Source organism: Bacillus sp. LL01, from assembly GCF_001037965.1.
Window position 1 is genome coordinate 258,887 of the sequence record NZ_LFEL01000004.1, and the last position, 19,911, is coordinate 278,797.

Sequence of the window (19,911 nt, forward strand, 5' to 3'; positions counted from 1 at the left end):
ATCCCTGCCCAATTTCCTATTTTGATTAGTTGTGTTAAAACAGATGTTGACAGGACAAGTTCTGTTATAATACAATAACAATAAATAAGAAAACGGAGGGTGATAACATGTTGATTAAAAGTACAGAATTTTTTAAAACCTTACCACCTAAAAAATGTGTAGAATGCAAAAAGACAATGGATGAGCAGCACGAATGCTACGGCAACCAATGCAATGAGTGTATGTCAGGTCAATTAAAATAATTATGTAAATAGAAGTCAGGGAATTTGCTAGATTCATAGCAGGTTCCCTGTTTTTTTATTGAAACAAAAGAGTGGATTGGAGCGGAAGGCACTCGACTCCGGCGGGAGATAGCGGTAGACTTGAGACCCCTGAAGCGTTGTGAGGAGGCTCAAGCACCGCCCCGCGGAAAGCGAGTGACTGCAGCGCAAAGGAACGTCAAACTTTATCGCTAATAACAAAAAGAGCACTCATCCCCATAAGTGCTCTTTTCCTCTATTCTATACGTAAACCCCTTGTTTGACCGTTGATTCCCGAACGATGAGTTCGAGATCATATTCATATACTTCCTTGTGGCGGTATCGCTTGGACCGGACCTTTTCCATCATCACCTGAAATGCCTTGCGGGCCATTTCATCAATCGGTTGATACACCGTGGTGATGGTCGGCTCCACTAGTTCCGTAATTGCCTGGTTGTCAAAGCCTACTACTGCAAGGTCCTCTGGAACTTTCCAGCCTGAGCGTTTTGCCTCTGAAATGATACCAGCAGCAACCTCATCCCCGCCTGTAAAAATGGCATTTGGTTTATCCTCCAACTCCAAAATCTCCCGGAAAACCCTTCTACCGTCCTCGATGGTAAAGGCGTCACGGAAGGAAAACTCTTCCCGAAATTCCACCTTGAATTCTGCCAGCGCTTTTCGAAAGCCTGCCTCCCTGCTTTTGGCAACATTGCTTTTGTAGCCCCCAGTACAATAGGCGATCTTCCGATGGCCAAGATCCAAAAGATGCTTGGTGGATATGTATCCTCCATACGTCTGGTCAAGCCTTACAGATGGCACTTCTGCTTCTTCTTCAAACTCATTGCATAAAACGATTGGGCCATATTCTAAAAACGGTTCTATTATATTCCAGTCATTTTGTATGGAAGAAAGTATGATTCCGTCTACCTGTCTCGTTTTCAACAAGTTCAAGTAATCTAGTTCCTTTTTCTTGGAATACTTCGTCTGACAGATGATCAGTTGGTAACCATTTTCCGCAGCGGCCATTTCCATTCGTTCAATCAGCTCACTGAAAAATGGATTCATCACACGTGGAATTAATAACGCCACCATTTCCGTCTTCTGACTTCGCAAACTTCTTGCAGATGAATTTGGAACATACCCAAGTTCACTCATTGCGTTCGATACAAGTACACGTTTCTTTTCCGACACATACGGGTGGTTATTAATGACACGGGAAACAGTGGTCCTCGATAACCCTGCAAGTTTTGCTACATCTTCTATTGTTGCCACGAGTCTCGCCACCTTAGCTGAAATTGATATGTTAGTAGAACGTTTGAAATCGTTTTCATAACTACTAGTATAAAAGGAAATGTAAGTGTTTTCAATAAAAATTTTACAATTTAAACTTAAATCTATTTTTTTGAAAGCATTTTTTGGATTGTTAAACACCGCTGTTGCTTTCCTCGGGGCGCTGCTGGAGCCTCCTCGGCAAGCCTGCGGGGTCTCCACCAAGCGCTATCTCCCGCCGGAGTCTTCGCCTTTCGCTCCAATCACCAGCTAGAATTGCTAAGGATCAACATTATCCTATATCAAAACCGGAGCCCACAGGACTCCGGTCATCACAACTATTCAATAGAAACTGAGTTATCTATCAATCTATCATTCTTTTTGAACCTATAAGCAAAATAAGCCCAAGTACCTACAAGCATGACAAACATAAATCCGCTTAATATCCAGACGTTCTCCCACATGAATTCGATATCACCGCTTGAAATGACGGCCTTGAAGCCTGAAACGGAATAGGTCATCGGCAATAAAAGATTGAACGGTTGAAGCGCATCCGGAATCAGTTCCAGCGGGAAAGTCCCAGCACTTGTTGTCAACTGCAGAATCAATATCAGTATCGCCACAAAACGCCCAGGGTCTCCAAGCGTTGTCACCAAAAATTGCACCAATGCAATAAAGGTGAATGATGTAATGATGCTGAAGAATATAAACAGAGGCAGGCTTTTCACTTCCACCCCTAACCCTACTAAAAGAACTGCATCTGCAAGTAATGCTTGCAGAATACCTACCACTGAAAGTACAGCTACTTTTCCAGTAAACCAGGCTGTTCCTGATTTAGGAACGCCTGCAGGCTCACGCATTGGATAAACAATGGATAATAACAGTGCACCAACAAACAAGCCAAGTGATAAAAAGTAAGGAGCAAAGCCTGTTCCATAGTTGGGCACTCCATTTTCGACTTCAGATTTCACTTTCACCGGCTCAGAAATCATATCGTATGTCTGTTCAGTTCCTTTAATCGAGCTGGATTTTTCTGATGCATCCCTCAATTTCCCTTGCAACTCTTCTGTTCCATCCCCGACTTCCGTTAGTCCTGATGTGATTTTACTTGATCCTTCTGCCAACTCTTTTGTACCCTGTTGAAATTGCCGGGATCCTCCGTCAAGCTGTTGCATTCCTGCTAAAAGCTGCCCGGAACCTTCTGCAAGCTTTACGCTGCCTCCATTTGCCTCTCCCAATTTACTACCAAACTTTGATAGTCCTTGGTTGAATTCTGTCTGGCCCTTAAGAAGTTCCGATGAACCAGCAGCTATTCGTTTGGAGCCCTCTGCCATTTCTGAGAGGCCAGCGTTTAACCTCTTTTGTCCATCTGCAAACTTCTTAACGTTTTGTTCTAATGAATTAGCTCCTTCATTAAGTTCGGACGCTCCCTGCTCGAGTTCCACTAACCCTTGGGAGAATTGGCTGCTTCCATTAGTGAGCTCCTCCATATAAGTATTTATTGCCACTTTTTGTTCCTCACTTGCTTGATCTAACATTGGCTGGAGTAATTGTTGTAGCTGAACTATTCCCTGATTCAATTTCTCTGCTTGTCCTCGAGCTTGTGCCGACCCTGCTTCTAGCTTTGAGATTCCAGAGGTCAATTTTGTGGAACCTTCAGCCAGACTGCCCGCTCCATTTGAAAGATCTTCTTGAGCTTCAAGCAACCGTGTCATTCCTTCATTGCTTTCAGCCAACCCGTCGTCAAGCGATTTTGCTCCTGCCTGAAGCCTGTCTGAACCTAAAGAAAGTTTTTCATGGCCTTCTACCAATAAACCTAACCCTGCAGAAAGTTCCTGGTTCCCTTTATGGATATCTTTCACTCCGGAATAAGCTTGTTCCACTCCATTATGGAAAACAATCGATTTTTCTGCCGCCTGTTCCAACCCTTTTTTTAAAGCTTCAGAGCCATCTCTCAACTCGTGAACTCCATTATTTAACTCACTTGTGCCATCTGCAGCCTGCTGGTAACCCTCTGCCATTGTTTCCATATTGGCAAACATTGCTTCTGCATACGTACCTGTCAGCTCTTTTGACACTTCTTCCTTTATTTTTTCCACCGCTGTAGAACCAATCTGCGCAGACAGAAAATTATAGCTTTCATTTGGTACAAATTTCATTTCTAAAGCAGATGGGGTATCATCCATGAGCGTGGTAGCACGTCTGGAAAAATCACTTGGTATTTCAATCACCATATAAAAGTGTTGTTTGTCCAGCCCTTCATATGCTTCATCCTTTGAAACGAATTCCCATTTGAATCCGTCATTCTGCCTGAGATTCTCCTCGAGGTCTTCACCGATTGTTAACTCTTTTTCTTCATATTCAGCACCTTCATCCAAATTCACCACCGCTACCGGTAGTTCATTCAGTTTTTCATAGGGATCCCAGAAAGCCCAGAGAAACATTCCACTATACAGTAATGGAATTAATAGAACAGCTATCACTGGGATCAGAATCTTTTTATTGGTCAGTAATTCATTCCATTCAGATCGTACACTTTTCATTACATATTACCTCCATATTACATTATGACCAATTTTGTCTTCTGGTCATTTTTTGATAAAATAGTAAGGATCATCAGGTTGACAATCCTTTGATAAAATACAATTCAAATAGATTTGCTATTTCCTCTTTTGACAAAGGTGTGTGATGCTCCTCCCAGTCCACTACTAAAGCCACATAGAGTTTGAGCATCAGAAAGGCTGTAACTTCAGGGTCACACTCTCTTATTTCCTCTTTTTCGATGGCCTTCTCAATTCTTTCTTTTATAAAAGTAATGATCATTTGCTCCAATCGATTAAGTTCCTGGTTGACTACTCGGGTTCCGAGTTCCTTTTCTTCCTGAATCAGTTTGACGGTTAATTGATGTTCACTGCGAAAATCAAGTAAGCTGATAAGTGCACGATGCGCATTTTCAAAAAAGGATTGCTCAGGATCAATCGATCTATCTGCAACTACTTGCATTTCTTTTAAAATGCCAGCAACAATTTCACTGAACAGTTCTTCTTTATTGGAATAAAAGGTATAGATGGTCCCTTTTCCAACATTTGCAATTTTTGCGACCTGATCCATCGTTGTAGCTTTATATCCAAACATCGAAAATGATTTTAACGCCGCTTCAAGGATGCTCTGTTTACGATCCATTAGTTTGCCCCTTTCTAAAAAACTGACCAAATGATATTTACAGTCAATAAGTTCTCATTATATCTTCTAAGCGATTAGAAAGCAAGAAAAAACGGCCCAGTCGCTGTTATCCGGCGACTGAACCGATTAGTTAAACCTGGACAGCAGGTTTTTTGTTTAAACTATATAGTACAGCTTTGACTGCCGCTTCACCGGAATCGATGCAGTCAGGCAGCCCTACACCTTCAAAAGAACTTCCTGCAAGATATACACCAGGCATGTCTTCTGCTAAACGCTCATTCATCTCACGAACCATCTGTTTATGGCCAACTGCATATTGTGGCATCGCTTCTCTCCAACGTGTAACTATCGTGAATTCCGGTTCTGCACCGACCTCCATAATCTTGTTGAGATCATCGAGCACCACTTTCTTGATTTCCTCGTCACTCTGGTCGACAATCGCTTCTTCTCCCACTCTACCAACATAACAGCGAAGGATCACTTTTCCTTCCGGTGTTGTGTGTGGCCATTTCTTATGGGTCCAGGTACAAGCTGTAATCGTATAATCATTGTTTCTTGAAACGACGAAACCTGTTCCATCAATGTCCTGTTTAAGTGCTGATTCGTCAAAGGCCATTGCAATGGTAGCAACAGATGTGGAAGACATATTTTGAAGTGGCGCGAGATAGTCCGCTTCCTTAATCAAGTTTGCAATAGTATGATGAGGTGTTGATACGATGACACTATCGCAATCGATGGTTGTACCATTACTCAAGAAAAGTTGGTATCCACTGTCACCTTTTTTCACCAGACTATCAACTTTCACTGCTTTCAAAACGTTCACATTGCCCAGTTTTTCCTCAATGGCATCAACTAGTGTTTGAAGTCCTCCACGCAGCGTCTGGAACATGCCCTTTTTCTTTTGTGCAGGTACCGGCTTTTGTTTAGGAGTTGTCTGTTTCATCCCTAAAATCAAGCTTCTGTATTTCTCTTCCACCTGCTGAAATTGAGGAAACGTGGCTTGCAAGCTGAGCTTATCAATATCTCCGGCATATATCCCGGATAATAATGGCTCAATCAGGTTTTCCACCACTTCATTGCCAAGTCTTCTTCTGAAGAAGGAACCGAGGGATTGGTCTTCCCCTCCATTGTTGGAAGCCGGCAGAATCAGATCGGCAGCTGCTCGCATTTTCCCCATAGGAGAAAATAGACCAGTGGTCACAAATGGAGAGAGCTTTGTGGGAATACCCATTACAGCCCCCTCTGGCATCGGGTGAAGCTCCCCTTTAAGAAGGATGTATGCCTTACCCGTCGAATTATGCACCAGTTGATCTTCAAGTCCCACTTCTTTTACCAAACGGCCGGCACTCAACTTTCTTGCTAGAAAGGAATCCGGTCCGCGTTCTATCGTGTAGCCGTCTCTTTGTACAGTTTGGATTTTTCCCCCAAGACGGTTGCTTGCTTCAATCAGGGTAATATCTATATCAAGGTTTTTTTCTTTGCTTTCCTTTTGAAGATAATAGGCGGCAGCAAGGCCAGTGATGCCGCCACCGATGATGACAACCCTTCTTTTCTCCTCATTCATGGTTTCATCGCCTTCTTTTCTAGATTTACTGTGTTACTTTCTTTAATTCTTCCAATACAACTGTAGCCATTGCATCTATAAATTCAGGTTGCGTATTTGGCATTTCCGGACGATAGTATTTGGCACCGATCTCATCCGTCACAATCTTACACTCGTAGTCATTGTCATATAAAACTTCCAAATGATCGGAAACGAACCCTACCGGTGTGTACACGAAGGAGGTATAGCCCTTCTCCTTGTATAGGTCACGGGTAATGTCCTGCACATCCGGGCCTAACCACGGATCAGGTGTGTTCCCTTCACTTTGCCATGCAATTTCATAGTTTTTAACTCCAGCACCTTTAGCGATAAGGTCTGCCGTCTCTTGGAGTTGATCTGGGTAAGGATCACCCATTTGAATGATTTTTTCTGGAAGGCTGTGGGCTGAAACAATCAGCACTGCCTTTTCACGTTCTTCTCCACTCATGGAAGCGAATGTTTTTTTGACGCGGTCCACCCAATATTGGATGAATTTTGGCTCGTTATACCAGCTTTCAACAGAAACGATGGACGGTCCATCAATCTTCTCAGCTTCTTCTTGCGCACGTCCATTATAAGATTTAACGCTGAATGTTGAGAAGTGAGGGGCAAGTACGATGCTTACCGCTTCTTGTATTCCATCTTCTTTCATTTGTTGGACAGCATCTTCCACGAACGGTTCAATATGCTTTAACCCAAGATAGACTTTAAATTCAATGTCATCCTGGATGTTGTTCAAGTGTGCCCCAAGTGCATTTGCCTGTTCTTCGGTGATTCGTGCAAGTGGTGATATCCCACCGATTGCGTTGTATCTGTCGCGAAGGTCCTGAAGCATTTCGTCCGATGGTTTTCTGCCATGGCGAATGTGTGTATAGTAGCGTTCTAGATCTTCTTCTTTATATGGTGTACCGTATGCCATTACCAAAAGGCCCATTTTTTTCTTTGACATATAGTTTACCTCTTTTCTGGTCGTTTTTTATATTGGTACTTTGTTAAACGTCGCTGTGGATTACCGCACTGGGCTTCGCTTTCCGCGGGGCGCCTGTGGAGCCTCCTCGGCAAGCCTGCGGGGTCTCCACTATGCGCTACCTCCCGCCGGAGTCTTCGCCCTGTGCTCCAATCAACAGCTTATATATCTTTTTACGACTTATTTATTAGAAGAATAGTCATGTACGAATGTTGCTAAACGTTTTAGAGTGTCCGGGTTAACTTCCGGGAATACTCCGTGACCGAGGTTGAAGATATAGCCTGGTTGTTGCATTCCTTGATCAAGGATTGCTTTGGCCTTTGCTTCAATTACATCCCAAGGTGCTAACAGGATCGCTGGGTCTAAGTTACCTTGCACTGTTTTTGTGATTCCACGTTGTCTTGCTTCTGAGATAGGCAAGCGCCAGTCAAGTCCCACTACATCAAGTGGAAGGTCGTGCCATTCGTTAGCCAGGTGGCTTGCACCGACTCCAAACATGATCAATGGTACATTTTCCTCTCTTAACGAAGAAAAAATACGGTTCATTACCGGTTTGATGAAATAGCGGTAGTCTTCAACATTTAATGCTCCAACCCAGCTATCAAAAATCTGGATCGCTTTGGCACCTGCATGAATTTGAGAACGAACATATGTGATTGTCATATCTGCAAGCTTGTCCATTAATGCAAACCATGCTTTCGGTTCTGCATACATGAATGCTTTCGTTTTATTGTAGTTTTTGGATGGACCGCCTTCAATCATATAGGAGGCAAGCGTGAATGGTGCACCTGCAAAGCCGATCAAAGGAACATCGAGCTGTTCTTTTGTTAATAGTTTAATTGTATCAAGTACATAGGGAACATCTTCTTCCGGATTGATTTCTCCAAGCTTTTCAACGTCTTGGACAGTACGTATCGGGTTGTCGATGACCGGACCGATTCCGGATTTGATTTCAACATCCACACCAATTGCAGGAAGGGGACTCATGATATCCTTATAAAGAATGGCAGCATCCACGTTGTACTGATCTACAGGCAGCTTTGTAACATAAGCACATAGCTCCGGCTGATGAGTGATTTCAAATAAAGAATACTTCTCTTTGATTTTTCTGTATTCGGGTTGAGAACGCCCAGCCTGTCTCATATACCATAATGGGACATGCTCCGTTTTCTCCCCTCTACATGCTCTTAAAAATGTATCATTAAATTTTGATTGATTCACAATGATGACCCCTTCCGTCTGACTTTTTCTGCTTTTATTACGTTACACTTCTGTCATGTTACACTATACCTATAAATGATAGGAAAGTATAGAATCAGTGCTTATTGTTCATAAAATAGACGATTATTCGGACTCCTTTGAATGTGGCAGAAGAATCTCCACAGTTGAGCCTTTATTTTCTTCACTGTGGATCGTTAATTGACCACCATGATTTTCAATAATTTTCATGGAAACCATCAATCCAAGACCCGTTCCCTGCTCTTTTGTCGTAAAGAAAGGCTGTCCAACTTTATTAACCACTTCTTCAGGAATTCCAGTACCTTCATCCCTGATTAACAGGTGGGCAAACCCGTCCACAATTTCTGTTTGTATAGTGATTTTCCCCCCATCCGGCATTGCTTCCATCCCATTTTTTATCGTATTGATCAGCACTTGTTTCATTTGATTTGGTTCACAGTTCAACCATATGTATTCGTCTAAATGGACAACTTCGATGACCACTTGGTGTATAAATGCTTCGCTTTCGAGAAACAAGCAAACCTCCTCGATAAGCTCCCTCAAGTTTTGTTTCTTAAAGTTTATCGCCTGTGGTTTGGCTAAAGCCATAAATTCATTTGTGATCTGATTGATGCGCTCCAGTTCCTTGTCCATGATTGTATAAAACTCTTTTTCTCTACTTTCCTGGGAAAGCAGTTGTACAAATCCCTTCAACACTGTAACTGGATTTCTGATTTCATGTGCCACTCCAGCTGCAAGCTCACCAATCACTGATAGCTTTTCTGACTGCATCAGTGCTTCCTCTGTCCGCTTTTCATCTGTTACATCTTTCATAAGAAAAACAAGTGCAAGGATATCCCCATCACTATTTTTCACGGGAGTAACGGTAATACTTACGTCAATATGACCACCACTTTTAGTAGAGGTTAACAATTCAAAGGACAGCTGCTTCTGATTACTCAATTTTTTAAGGAATACCCGCAATGAGTTTTCCGATGTAAAGGATAGAAAGCCGGTTTTGAAGCCGACTACGTCCTTTGCCACCACCTCGAACATTTTCTCGAAGGAGCCATTGACCTTTAATATGGTCCCTTGTAGGTCATACACCCCGATCGCATCCGTTGTATTATTGAAATACGCTTCCAGATACTCTTTTGTGGATAACAATTCCAAAGAAGTCCTCTTTTCTTTCTCTTCCGCCTTTAATAGGAGACTTCCCGTCAACCTGCTGGAAAACAGTAGAAATATAGTCACAAAGATGGAAAAGAGGATGAAATAGAACACATCCACTTTCAAATGGTTCGAAAATACAATAACGCTATAGTCTATATAAAAAAAAGATAAGGTGATGCAAGTGATAAAACTGGATATTAATATAGGCAAAATGCGATTGTACAGAGAGGACATAATCAATGGCATCGATAAAAAGTAAAAGTTGATAACATCTTTATCCAGATAGGCAACTACCCAGAATGGAATAAAGGATGCACATACAGTGACATACATCCCTACCTTGGCAAGCTTTGGCCGCATCACAAAGTATCCTACCAATAAACATCCCGTACCTGCTGTTATGAGAATGGCAGGCAATATTTCTGGAAATATAAATATATTTGTCAATATATCCAGGAATAATAGGGTTGTAAAAACAACCAGCATCAGCTTGTTTTTTTGATGAATAATATGAACCTGTTCCTTGTTCATCCTTTTTTCATTGAGCCAGACTTCCCTTAAACTCGTCAGAGAACGAGTTAAAATAGTTCCTAGTTTAAAATTCATCTCCTGCTTCTCCTCTAACAGTTCGTTCCTAGCATTTTTTCCGCTATCTAAACGAAGGTTTCAATGGTTCAGAGGGCTGGCCCTCTTTCTTTGTTTGAGTATTGTATGGAACAACATAGTACTCTGGTACGTTGAAAACATTTACATTTTTAATGGAATATTGATTTTCCCCTGAGACTTCATTAACCAGGATCTCCTTGTCACCAGCGACAGAATATATTCGGTAGACTATTCGATCATCGTCGGCTTCCGTCCATTCGAGGTTCACGGTGAACAGACTTAATGGATGAAATGTCATCGCCCCATTCAATTTGGTGTTCTCAGGTAAAGTGATAGGCTCCTCCAGGTCTGTAACACCAACTGGAACCGAAAATTCTCCATTATCAAGTTCGGCATCTTTCAAGATATCCTTCAGCAACCTAGTAGGAAAATCCCCTCCTGCCGTTAAGTGCTGATCAATTGTAGTCGTATCATAGCCCATCCATACCGTTCCAATTACATCCTGTGTGTATCCGACAAACCACGTATCCTTGATCGCCCCATCTGCACCGGGATAGTTGGTGGTTCCAGTTTTCCCTGCCAATTCTCCTTGCAATTCCCCTTTGCGGGCTGTACCTTCCCGTACAACCCCTTCTAACATTCGTGTCATATTCCATGCCGTCTGTGGACTGAAGACTTCCTTTTCCACTTTTTTAGCCTTGGCTATCACTACGCCTTTCCTTGTCTTTATTTCTTTAATAAAAAAAGGTTCAACTATTTTCCCGTTGTTGCCAAATGAACGGTACGCCTTTGTTAAATCCAAAGGAGTAATTCCATCCTTCAGACCTCCGAGTGCAATGGCCAAACCATTATCAGGAATGGAAAGCTCCATCTTTTTCAGATAATCTTTGCTCGTATTAATTCCCAATTCATTTAATGCCCATACTGCTGGAGCATTCAATGAATCTTTGATTGCTTCATACATGGTAACTTCCTTTTTATATTGATGATGATAGTTTCTTGGTTTATAGACTTCTTGTCCGTCTTCATAAGAAAGCAGTTCGTCCTTTAAAAGACTGTAAGGCTCATACTTTCCTTCCTCGAGCAAAGGAGCATAGACTGCTAAGGGCTTGAACGTAGATCCCGGCTGTCTTGTTATGTTGACTCTGTTGATGCCCTTTGTAACATAATTTCTTCCACCAATGACAGCCATGACTCCTCCATTGTGCTGATTCATCATGACAAAAGCACCTTCGACATTGTCAGTCGTGCCTGGAAAATATTGATCTTCCTGAAAGCGTTGGAATGCGGCATCCTGGGCAGCAACGTTCATGGGAACTGTAATTTTGTATCCGCCTCTATGTAGCTCTTCCGGGGTAAGACCGTACTTTTCTTCCGCCTCTTCGGTCACCATATCGATATACGTCAGGTATGCCTGTTTTTCCTGGGATTCAACAATATCCAGTCCCAGTGTTCTCCCCATCAATCCGACCGCTTCTTCTGCTTCCAAGTAACCATGATTCTCCATTAGGTGCAATACAAGATCTCGTCGACTCTTCGCTTCCTCTGGATAATTGATGGGGGAATAGCCATTCGGCGCTTTCGGAAGTGCAGCCAATAATGCCCCTTGTTCGACTGTCAGGTCTTCTACATTCTTGTTAAAATAAAGCTGAGATGCCGCTTGGACCCCATAGGCACCATGACCAAAGTAAATCTGATTCAAATACATTTCCATTATTTCATTTTTAGTGTATCTTCGCTCAAGGTTGATAGCAATAACAGCCTCTTTTGTTTTTCGAAGCCATGATTTTTCGTTAGTCAAAAATATATTTTTAGCCAACTGCTGGGTAAGAGTGCTCCCTCCCTCAGCCTTGCTTCTTGCAAGAACATCCCGATAAACCGCCCTGCCGATTGCTCGGACATCAATCCCTCTGTGTTCATAAAAACGATTATCCTCCACAGCAACAAATGCTTGCTGAACATGCTGTGGAATTCTATTGATCTCAACGATTTCCCTATTTTCAAAAAAGAGAGAAGCTATTTCGTTTTCATTTTCATCTACCATCGTAGTAGCGGAATCCATAATTAATTTCTTTTCATCTATAACATAATCCCCTAAAAAAATGATGAAGATATAACCAAAAAGGCCAACAGCTGCAATACTTGCAAAAATAAAAGGAATAAGGAAGTATTTTTTAGATAAGATTGTTTTGATGTTCTTCAGCTTCTTAATTGATAGTTTTTTTCCTCTAAATCTCTCCAAAGTGGTTTACCTCCTCCTATGTTACGGGAATAATTAGTACGTAAGGTTTGTTTTTAAGGTTAATTCACCTATATTCTACCTTATTCTACATATTTTTTCTCGAGTTTACCTTATTTTGTAATTATATGGCACAAATTAAACATAAAGGAGAGGGATTAGGATGAATTTCTATATGACATTCGGTACAACCGATTACTTGAACGACTTGAAAAACAATCTAGATAATGGGGAGTCATTGTTGATGTACGGCGAGGATAATGCTGTATTGATGCATGAAACCAACGAGCAGACGAGCTTCAACTCTGGCAAAAACTTCGAAGTCCTTGACTCGAATGGGGATTTAGGAAATGGAAAATTTGCTGTTCTGAATAACATTCCCGTTACAGATGAAGGGCGTCCATTGTTTGAATACCGTTTCAGTCAGCGTGCAGGTCTAATTGAAAAAGAGCCTGGTTTTGCCGCTATTCGTGTATTGCGTCCAACTGGTTCGGATACGTATGTCATTTTGACATTGTGGGAGGATGTAAAGTACTTCAAAAAATGGCAGGAGTCAAAAGCTTATGATAAAGCACACGAAAAACGCGGATCCTCCGAAGGGGTAGACCAGAAGCAACAAATCTTCCCACGCCCTTCCTATGTAACCACCTATGTTGCGGAAATGCCGGAAAAGGATTAAACAAAGAAAAACCGGGCAAAACTCGCCTGGTCCTTTTTTAAGCTAAAAATCATTAGTTGTTTGGTTAACCGCCGCTGTTCCTTTCCGCAAATAGCTCCGCTTTCCACGGGGCGACCTTGAGCCTCCTCACTCCGTTGCGGGGTCTCAAGATTGTCGCTACTCCCCCGTAGGAGTCTACGCTATTTGCTCCAATCCACAGCTAGAAACTAAGATAGTTTTTTGTTATCCTTTCGATGAATGAAACCACCTTGTTGATTGCAGTGGAAGGCGCGCAGACTCCCTGTGGGAGGAAGGGACAGGGGAGAACCCCGCAGACTTGCCGAGGAGGCTCCCGGACCGCCCACTGGAAAGCGAAGCGCCTGTAAGGGAAATCAACAGAATTATATGCTTTCTTATCTTTTAACAAGGCTCTTTTCTCAAAGATTGTTGCTATTCACTAGTAAAAAGTCGGCCGTTGGACTTTTACAGGCATGTAGTTTACTCTGTACACCCAGGAAAAGAGCACGACAGTAAGGAATATAACGGTTAGTTGATAAATACGAAAAAGCAACAAAGTTTACGAAAACAGCCTATAACAAAGAACCCGCACTTCTTTTAAGAATGGCGGGTTTCGTCAATTATAGAGCTATTTTTTCTCACGGAGAACGCCATGTCTATTGGCATAAATGGCTGCCTGCGTCCGGTCTGCCACTTGCAGCTTGCTTAAAATATTGCTTACATGTGTTTTGACAGTCTTTACCCCGATGAAAAGTTCATCACTTATTTCCTGGTTGGTCAATCCATCTCCAAGGCACATGAGCACCTCCAGCTCCCGCTCCGTCAATTCATCATGCGGAAGCTTTGAAGGTGATCGGAACCGTTTCATCATTTTGCTTGCGACCTTGGGCTCAATGACAGGCTCATTTTGCACAGCCTTCTCGATCGCCTTGATGATATCTTCCGCTCTTGCTGTTTTCAATAAATAACTATATGCTCCGGCCTCAATGGCAGGGAATACTTGTTCGTCATCGAAATAGCTCGTAATGATAATAATTTTACAATCAGGCAGAAATTTGACGATTTCCCGTGTCGCTTCTATTCCTGTGCCGTTATCCATTAGCAGATCCATCAACATCACATCCGGTTTTTCTCTTTTTGCCAATTCAATAGCCGCCTGTCCACTCGAACCTTCCCCGACAACCTCGATAGTGGGCTCTGTTATTAAATATGCTAATAGTCCTTTTCGCACCATATCATGATCATCCACTACCGCCACTTTGATTCTATCCATCTATTTTTCCCCCTCTCTTATCGGGATATGGATTTCAATATGCGTCCCTTCCCCTTTTTTGGAGCGAATATTGAACTGTCCACCTATTTCTTCACAGCGCTCTCTCATGGTATGTAGTCCATAGGAAGCCTGTTTTTGTTGATTGATATCAAAACCTTTTCCATTATCACTAATAAATATGTATACATACTGGTTCCCTTTTTGATGCATGTCCAATTTAACAATTGTTGCATCTGCGTGCCGAAGAATATTGGAGATGGCTTCTTGGATGATTCGGAACAAATGATCTTCAGTGGCACTTGAAAGAACATTGGTCTCCTGGATTTCCTTTTGGAAAGTGATTGGAGTACGATCCTCAAGTTCTTCTAGCAACTTATTAATTCCGACGCACAAGGAATCATTTGTCAAAGAAATGGGTCTTAAATGGAGAAGGAGTGCTCTCATTTCACCCTGAGCCTGTGCTGCAATGGAAGCGATATCAGTCAATTGTTTCTTTGCCTCTTCAGGATACAAATCAAACATCCTGATAGCAGCCGAAGACATGATGCTAAGTGCAAACAGTTGTTGACTTACTGAATCATGCAATTCCCTCGCCAGACGCTGGCGTTCTTCGATCGTAGCAGCGTTATGGGCTTTAATCGCAAGCTCATTTTTTTCTTCGGCAAGCTTTTGCAAGGATTTCACTTGATTCTGTATCTTAATGGCCAGCTGGTTGATATCTTCCGATAACCTTCCCAACTCATCTGTCTGTCCGACAGCAATTCTTTCCGAAAATTTACCTCTCCCAAGAGTCGCAATGAAGGTCGAGATATCTTCCACACGTTTTTTCATATAGCCGCTCTGCTTATATCCAAAATACAAGCTGGTTACTGTCATGATGAAAAAAGCGACAACCGTCATCAACATACTCCATTGGACATTGACTACCAAGCCTTCAGGATAGAAAAGCAGTACACTTTGGAGGAAAATGAATAAAAGAAAAGCTGAAACAACCGACACGACAATAAAGGAACGAATATACCAAAAACGCAAACTTTCTATTTTCTTCCCTTTATCAGACCCGATCAATTCGAACATCCCCTATTTTCATATCCAGCACTATATTGAGTTTTCTGGTTGCCTCTTCATAATTTGGTGATACATAGAAAAGTTTGTTCCCCTTCCCTTCAGACGTATTACCAAAGATATTCAATTGACCTACTTTCACTTTTGCCGCTACTTTAATTGGCAGATCCTCAGGTACAAGCATTTTTAAATCCGCGACCACTCCTTTGATTTGGATGTTTGTTTCCTTATCGGGAATATATGCTTTACTGAAGTCAAAATAGTAATCCCCCACTACATTCCAGACGGTCAATGGCTCCACCGCCCAGTTCTGCTTATTCATTTTCATATCGCCGATGGTTATCACTTTCTTTGAACCTGCTCTTTTTGATTCCTGAAATTCTGCCTTCTCCTCATCCGAATCGAAATGGACATCGAAGTCGGTATCTCCTTTAGCGAATGAGACTTTTACCGGACGCTTGTTTACAAAAAGCCTTACACCTAAGTAAATAATCAAAAGCGGCCACAGTTTCCAGAACATATGAAATTCAAACACCACTAATCCGAACCGGTCCATTAAAAGCAACCCGCCAAAGGCTAGCAGAAAAACGCTTAAGAAGAGCACACGCCTACGGTAAAAAATGGTGTCGACCAAAAATTTCAGTCCCAAAAGCACAATCAGGACCGGATAGTATGTGACAAAATACTCTTTTATTTCCAAGGAAATGACACCTATGTTGACAAACAGCAACATAATTCCTATAAAAACAAAAATAATGGCAATTATTTTTTGATTGAATGTTTTCATCTATTTCCTGAAGCCTCCCTTCTATTATAATTTGACACTGTTAGAAGCAATTCCTCCACTATACTGTTAGTTTACTAATTTCATTGAAGAAAATCCCCTATCCCCGGTCACTTTCTTTGTCCGTCTGGAGGCGGAAATTATATTGAGTCACAGGTGGAACAGGAAAAGCGATGAGCTTCAGCTACATCGCTTTCCTCTTCATGACCATAGCCTGAATCCATTCGTACACCAATACCCCAAGTATCAAACAGATATATCCAGCCGAGTACCCTGCAAGCACATCGGAAGGATAATGGTAGTTTAAAAAGATTCTACTTGTTCCAAGCAATGCAATAAACACCGTTCCGAAAATAGCGATCGCAAGCTTCTTTTTGCTTCCTTTTGTATAAGCTAACGCAAAATAAAGTAATAACCCATAGAAGAAAAGGCCGACCATCGCGTGTCCGCTAGGGAAACTGAGACTTTCCGCACCTGGTCCTGTCATCGGCCTCTCGCGACCAGTATAATCTTTCAGCCATTTATTGAGCTCATTGACGATAATCACTCCGCCGACAATCACTCCCATTGCTGCATAATCCCTCTTTACCCACCAAATAAGCCCTATCGATAATAGCATGATAATGATGACTCCGGTTTTATCACCAAGCATTGTGAACAGATGAAAAAAACTAACTAACAATTCCGCTTCAAGTCCATTTACACCATTGCGAATCGATTCATCAAATCCTATTGAGTTCTGTAGCACGATTTGTTGAAAAGACCAGATAAAGAAGGCTCCACAAAAAATTAGTAACGTAAGCCTTTTCCACAATTTATTGTTCTTTTTCTTGCCCAACTCCCGGCCATATTCCGCTTGCATTCCAATCATCTCCTCTTATTCCATCATCCACCTTTAATTTTACTAAATTTAAGAAAGTTATGACTATTCTTTTTTAACAGAGTCAGATAGAATACTATATTAAATAGGCTCTTTTCTCGAAGATTGTTGCTATTCACTAGTAAAAAGTCGGCTATTGGACTTTTCACAAGAAAAATCGGCCTTTGGATTTTTCACAGCTTATCTACTCTAAAATAGGCATGTAGTTTACTCTGGATACTCGGGAAAAGAGCACGACAGCAAGGAATATAATGGTTGGTTTATAAATACGAAAAAGCAACAAAGTTTACGAAAACAGCCATTAAATACAAAATTTTCGAAATGAGGAGTGCACTATGTTAAATAAGCTGAATGAACTGTTGGAAAATCGTTATGATGAAATGGTAGAGATTAGACGTTATTTGCATCAATTCCCTGAAGTTTCCTTTAAAGAATTCCATACTGCAGCTTACATAGCAGACTTCTATAAAAAATTAGGCATTGCCCATCAGACACACGTCGGCGGCAATGGTGTGGTGGCAAAAATCGCTGGTGCACGCCCCGGGAAAACCGTAGCATTACGAGCGGACTTTGATGCCCTTCCCATCCAGGACGAGAAGGATGTCGAATACAAATCAAAAGTCCCAGGTGTCATGCACGCATGCGGACATGATGGACACACTGCGACATTGCTCGTTCTTGCAAAATGTTTAAATGAACTGAAAGAGGACCTTGAAGGGAATGTTGTCTTCATCCACCAGCATGCCGAAGAATATGCACCAGGCGGAGCGATTGCGATGATTAATGATGGATGTCTGGAAGGGGTGGATGTCATCTTTGGAACCCACCTTTGGTCAGGTGTTGAGCTTGGCACCATTCAGTACCGTGTCGGACCGGTAATGGCTGCGGCCGACCGTTTTTCCATCAAGCTTCAAGGTTCTGGCGGACATGGAGCACAGCCGCATAAAACAAAAGATGCTGTGGTCACAGCTTCTCAACTCGTCCTTAACCTTCAACAGATTGTCAGCAGAAGAGTGAATCCTGTCGATCCCGCAGTCATTTCGGTCGGAACTTTTGTGGCGGAGAATGCCTTCAATATTATTGCCGACTCGGCTTATTTGGAGGGGACGGTTCGAACATTCAACGATGAAGTGCGTGATCAAATCGAATCAGAAATAGATGTGGTAGCTTCCTCCACTTGCGCTCTAAATGGTTCGACATACGAATACAAGTTTGACAGAGGCTATCCTGCTGTCGTCAATCATAAGGACGAAACAGACTATCTTGTTAGTGTCGCGTCCTCTGTCAGAGAGGTGGAGGCCGTGGAAGAGACTGATCCGCATATGGGGGGAGAGGACTTTGCCTATTACCTGAGACATGTCAAGGGGACCTTCTTCTTTACCGGTGCGAAGCCTGAAGGGGTGGAAGTGGCATATCCACATCATCACCCTAAGTTTGATATTCATGAAAAAGCATTGTTGGTTGCTGCTAAAACGTTAGGCGCGGCCACAGTTATGTACCACCAGTATGAACAGGAAAAGCTTGTTCCTTCCCATCAATCATAGTTGGTTTATAAAGCAAAACGCCGGGCTACCTCCTAAGTGAGAGCCCGGCATTTTTTGTTTTTCTAAAAGATTTTTGTTATTTTAAAGTTTGACCGTTCCTTTCCGCTGCAGGCACTCGCTTTCCGCGGGGAGGGCCGGAAGCCTCCTCGGCAAGCCTGCGGGGTCTCCCGTTTCCCTCTACCTCCCGCTGGAGTCGAGTGCCTTCCGCTCCAATCCACTCATCCATTTAACATTTTAAATATACAACAAACTTTGCGAAAACAGCCTATATGTCTTCCCCCTTTTCCCGGAACATTCTTATACGGTAGCAGTTTTTCGCGGTGGTACCCAATTGGTCGAGAAAATTATAATTTGCGTATGCACCGACGATTGCTCCAAGTCCCGGAATCATCTGTAGCATCTTGACTAAATCGATATGGTCTCGATACTCCTGCTGAAACACCTTCCAATCAAGCTCTTTTGCTTCCTCTTTGTGCTCCTCCCAATTCTCGATATACCTCAGCACTTCTTTCCGTCTGTCATCACTGGAGAAAGCTAATTGAAAAATATATAAAACAAACACCCTCTCCTCGTAGTTTTTCGTGTTGTATCCATATATGGCTGCCACTTCAAAAAGAAACTTCATTTTGATGGAGAGCAATAATGGGAAGTCCGCCAACCCGAGCAATATTCCACCTGCTCCCGTTCCCGCTCCTTCCATCGCTGCGGTCCTTTTATATATGTTGATTTTCTCCTGGATCCATTTTTCCTTTTCTTCTAGGGTCATTACGACATGCCCCTCATTTATTTTGGTTGTCAGCTTACTTCCTACAAGTGTCCCCTGCACCATCTTTTTGATGCTTTCCGTCATGACGGTATGAACCCTTTCCGGAATCATTGTATTCACTTTATTCTGCGCACCTTTGGAAAGACGCTGAAACATGGTAGATTTTTTCGCTACTTGCAATTTCCACTTTCTGACCTCAGCCTTCACATTATCCTCGTACATTGGAAGCACTCCTTGTATGGTTTATGTATTATATCTTATATACGGGTATTCTGAGCAGTATGTTTCAAAATAAGAAAAACACCCAAATGCTCAGTGATCATTTGAGTGTTTTCCTGTTATTTAATGGCTGTTTTCGTAAACTTTGTTGCTATTTCGTATTTTTACAACGACCGTAATAATTGTTGCTGTCGTGCTCTTTTCCTGGTTATTCGGAGAGATTGCATG

Annotated in this window: 16 protein-coding genes; 3 read left to right on the forward strand and 13 right to left on the reverse strand. The window is 42.2% G+C overall.

What is annotated here, in order from left to right:
* Nucleotides 1–107 precede the first annotated feature (107 nt).
* Nucleotides 108–242 (forward strand): protein YhfH, encoded by a 135-nt coding sequence (gene yhfH / locus AB685_RS30375; RefSeq protein ID WP_082153627.1) that lies wholly within the window; start codon nucleotides 108–110, stop codon nucleotides 240–242.
* Nucleotides 243–500: 258 nt separating this feature from the next.
* Here yhfH and AB685_RS13770 read toward each other — a convergent pair whose 3' ends face one another.
* The 8 genes from AB685_RS13770 to AB685_RS13805 form a co-directional block, all read right to left on the reverse strand.
* Entirely contained in the window at nucleotides 501–1,511 is a 1,011-nt protein-coding gene (locus AB685_RS13770) for a LacI family DNA-binding transcriptional regulator (RefSeq protein ID WP_047971176.1), read from the reverse strand.
* Nucleotides 1,512–1,846: 335 nt separating this feature from the next.
* Nucleotides 1,847–4,051: a YhgE/Pip domain-containing protein gene (locus AB685_RS13775; RefSeq protein WP_047971177.1), complete on the reverse strand. Its 2,205-nt coding sequence runs from the start codon at nucleotides 4,049–4,051 to the stop codon at nucleotides 1,847–1,849.
* A gap of 73 nt (nucleotides 4,052–4,124) precedes the next feature.
* Nucleotides 4,125–4,691, reverse strand: coding sequence for a TetR/AcrR family transcriptional regulator (locus AB685_RS13780; protein ID WP_047971178.1), 567 nt, complete (start codon nucleotides 4,689–4,691; stop codon nucleotides 4,125–4,127).
* Between the two features lie 130 nt (nucleotides 4,692–4,821).
* On the reverse strand, nucleotides 4,822–6,255 hold the full coding sequence (gene hemY, locus AB685_RS13785; protein WP_047971179.1) for a protoporphyrinogen oxidase: 1,434 nt from the start codon (nucleotides 6,253–6,255) through the stop codon (nucleotides 4,822–4,824).
* Between the two features lie 25 nt (nucleotides 6,256–6,280).
* Nucleotides 6,281–7,222 carry a ferrochelatase gene (gene hemH, locus AB685_RS13790; protein ID WP_047971180.1) on the reverse strand — a complete coding sequence of 314 codons (942 nt, stop codon included), beginning with the start codon at nucleotides 7,220–7,222 and terminating at the stop codon, nucleotides 6,281–6,283.
* Nucleotides 7,223–7,420: 198 nt separating this feature from the next.
* Nucleotides 7,421–8,461: a uroporphyrinogen decarboxylase gene (gene hemE / locus AB685_RS13795; protein ID WP_047971181.1), complete on the reverse strand. Its 1,041-nt coding sequence runs from the start codon at nucleotides 8,459–8,461 to the stop codon at nucleotides 7,421–7,423.
* A gap of 123 nt (nucleotides 8,462–8,584) precedes the next feature.
* Nucleotides 8,585–10,237: an ATP-binding protein gene (locus tag AB685_RS29760; RefSeq protein ID WP_053073812.1), complete on the reverse strand. Its 1,653-nt coding sequence runs from the start codon at nucleotides 10,235–10,237 to the stop codon at nucleotides 8,585–8,587.
* A 43-nt stretch (nucleotides 10,238–10,280) separates the two neighbouring features.
* The gene (locus tag AB685_RS13805; protein WP_047971400.1) at nucleotides 10,281–12,422 is read right to left on the reverse strand and encodes a PBP1A family penicillin-binding protein; all 2,142 of its coding nucleotides are present in this window, start codon (nucleotides 12,420–12,422) and stop codon (nucleotides 10,281–10,283) included.
* Nucleotides 12,423–12,639: 217 nt separating this feature from the next.
* Between AB685_RS13805 and AB685_RS13810 the strand changes: the two genes are divergently transcribed.
* A complete protein-coding gene (locus AB685_RS13810) occupies nucleotides 12,640–13,155 on the forward strand; it encodes an antibiotic biosynthesis monooxygenase (protein WP_047971182.1) in 516 nt (171 codons plus the stop codon).
* 625 nt (nucleotides 13,156–13,780) lie between these two features.
* On the opposite strand, the gene AB685_RS13815 is transcribed toward AB685_RS13810, so the two are convergent.
* From AB685_RS13815 to AB685_RS13830, 4 genes are all read right to left on the reverse strand, one after another.
* Complete coding sequence (locus AB685_RS13815; RefSeq protein ID WP_047971183.1) at nucleotides 13,781–14,425, reverse strand: response regulator transcription factor; 645 nt, start codon at nucleotides 14,423–14,425, stop codon at nucleotides 13,781–13,783.
* Nucleotides 14,426–15,493 (reverse strand): sensor histidine kinase, encoded by a 1,068-nt coding sequence (locus tag AB685_RS13820; RefSeq protein WP_082153630.1) that lies wholly within the window; start codon nucleotides 15,491–15,493, stop codon nucleotides 14,426–14,428.
* Complete coding sequence (gene liaF, locus AB685_RS13825; RefSeq protein ID WP_047971185.1) at nucleotides 15,480–16,277, reverse strand: cell wall-active antibiotics response protein LiaF; 798 nt, start codon at nucleotides 16,275–16,277, stop codon at nucleotides 15,480–15,482. The genes AB685_RS13820 and liaF overlap by 14 nt, the downstream gene beginning before the upstream one ends.
* Before the next feature lie 181 nt (nucleotides 16,278–16,458).
* A complete protein-coding gene (locus AB685_RS13830) occupies nucleotides 16,459–17,136 on the reverse strand; it encodes a phosphatase PAP2 family protein (protein ID WP_053073813.1) in 678 nt (225 codons plus the stop codon).
* 353 nt (nucleotides 17,137–17,489) lie between these two features.
* On the opposite strand from AB685_RS13830, the gene AB685_RS13835 reads away from it, so the two are divergent.
* Nucleotides 17,490–18,698, forward strand: a complete 1,209-nt coding sequence (locus AB685_RS13835) for a M20 family metallopeptidase (RefSeq protein WP_047971186.1) — start codon at nucleotides 17,490–17,492, stop codon at nucleotides 18,696–18,698.
* A 265-nt stretch (nucleotides 18,699–18,963) separates the two neighbouring features.
* Here the strand turns inward: AB685_RS13835 and AB685_RS13840 are convergent, their stop codons facing one another.
* Nucleotides 18,964–19,686 carry an EcsC family protein gene (locus AB685_RS13840; protein WP_047971187.1) on the reverse strand — a complete coding sequence of 241 codons (723 nt, stop codon included), beginning with the start codon at nucleotides 19,684–19,686 and terminating at the stop codon, nucleotides 18,964–18,966.
* Between the last annotated feature and the right edge of the window lie 225 nt (nucleotides 19,687–19,911).

Bases quoted from the DNA above. Each gene is read 5' to 3' on its own strand.
- yhfH (WP_082153627.1), top strand. From the start codon at position 108: ATGTTGATTAAAAGTACAGAATTTTTTAAAACCTTACCACCTAAAAAA.
- AB685_RS13775 (WP_047971177.1), bottom strand. From the start codon at position 4,051: ATGAAAAGTGTACGATCTGAATGGAATGAATTACTGACCAATAAAAAG.
- AB685_RS13780 (WP_047971178.1), bottom strand. From the start codon at position 4,691: ATGGATCGTAAACAGAGCATCCTTGAAGCGGCGTTAAAATCATTTTCG.
- hemY (WP_047971179.1), bottom strand. From the start codon at position 6,255: ATGAATGAGGAGAAAAGAAGGGTTGTCATCATCGGTGGCGGCATCACT.
- hemH (WP_047971180.1), bottom strand. From the start codon at position 7,222: ATGTCAAAGAAAAAAATGGGCCTTTTGGTAATGGCATACGGTACACCA.
- AB685_RS29760 (WP_053073812.1), bottom strand. From the start codon at position 10,237: ATGAATTTTAAACTAGGAACTATTTTAACTCGTTCTCTGACGAGTTTA.
- AB685_RS13810 (WP_047971182.1), top strand. From the start codon at position 12,640: ATGAATTTCTATATGACATTCGGTACAACCGATTACTTGAACGACTTG.
- AB685_RS13815 (WP_047971183.1), bottom strand. From the start codon at position 14,425: ATGGATAGAATCAAAGTGGCGGTAGTGGATGATCATGATATGGTGCGA.
- liaF (WP_047971185.1), bottom strand. From the start codon at position 16,277: ATGAAAACATTCAATCAAAAAATAATTGCCATTATTTTTGTTTTTATA.
- AB685_RS13830 (WP_053073813.1), bottom strand. From the start codon at position 17,136: ATGCAAGCGGAATATGGCCGGGAGTTGGGCAAGAAAAAGAACAATAAA.
- AB685_RS13835 (WP_047971186.1), top strand. From the start codon at position 17,490: ATGTTAAATAAGCTGAATGAACTGTTGGAAAATCGTTATGATGAAATG.
- AB685_RS13840 (WP_047971187.1), bottom strand. From the start codon at position 19,686: ATGTACGAGGATAATGTGAAGGCTGAGGTCAGAAAGTGGAAATTGCAA.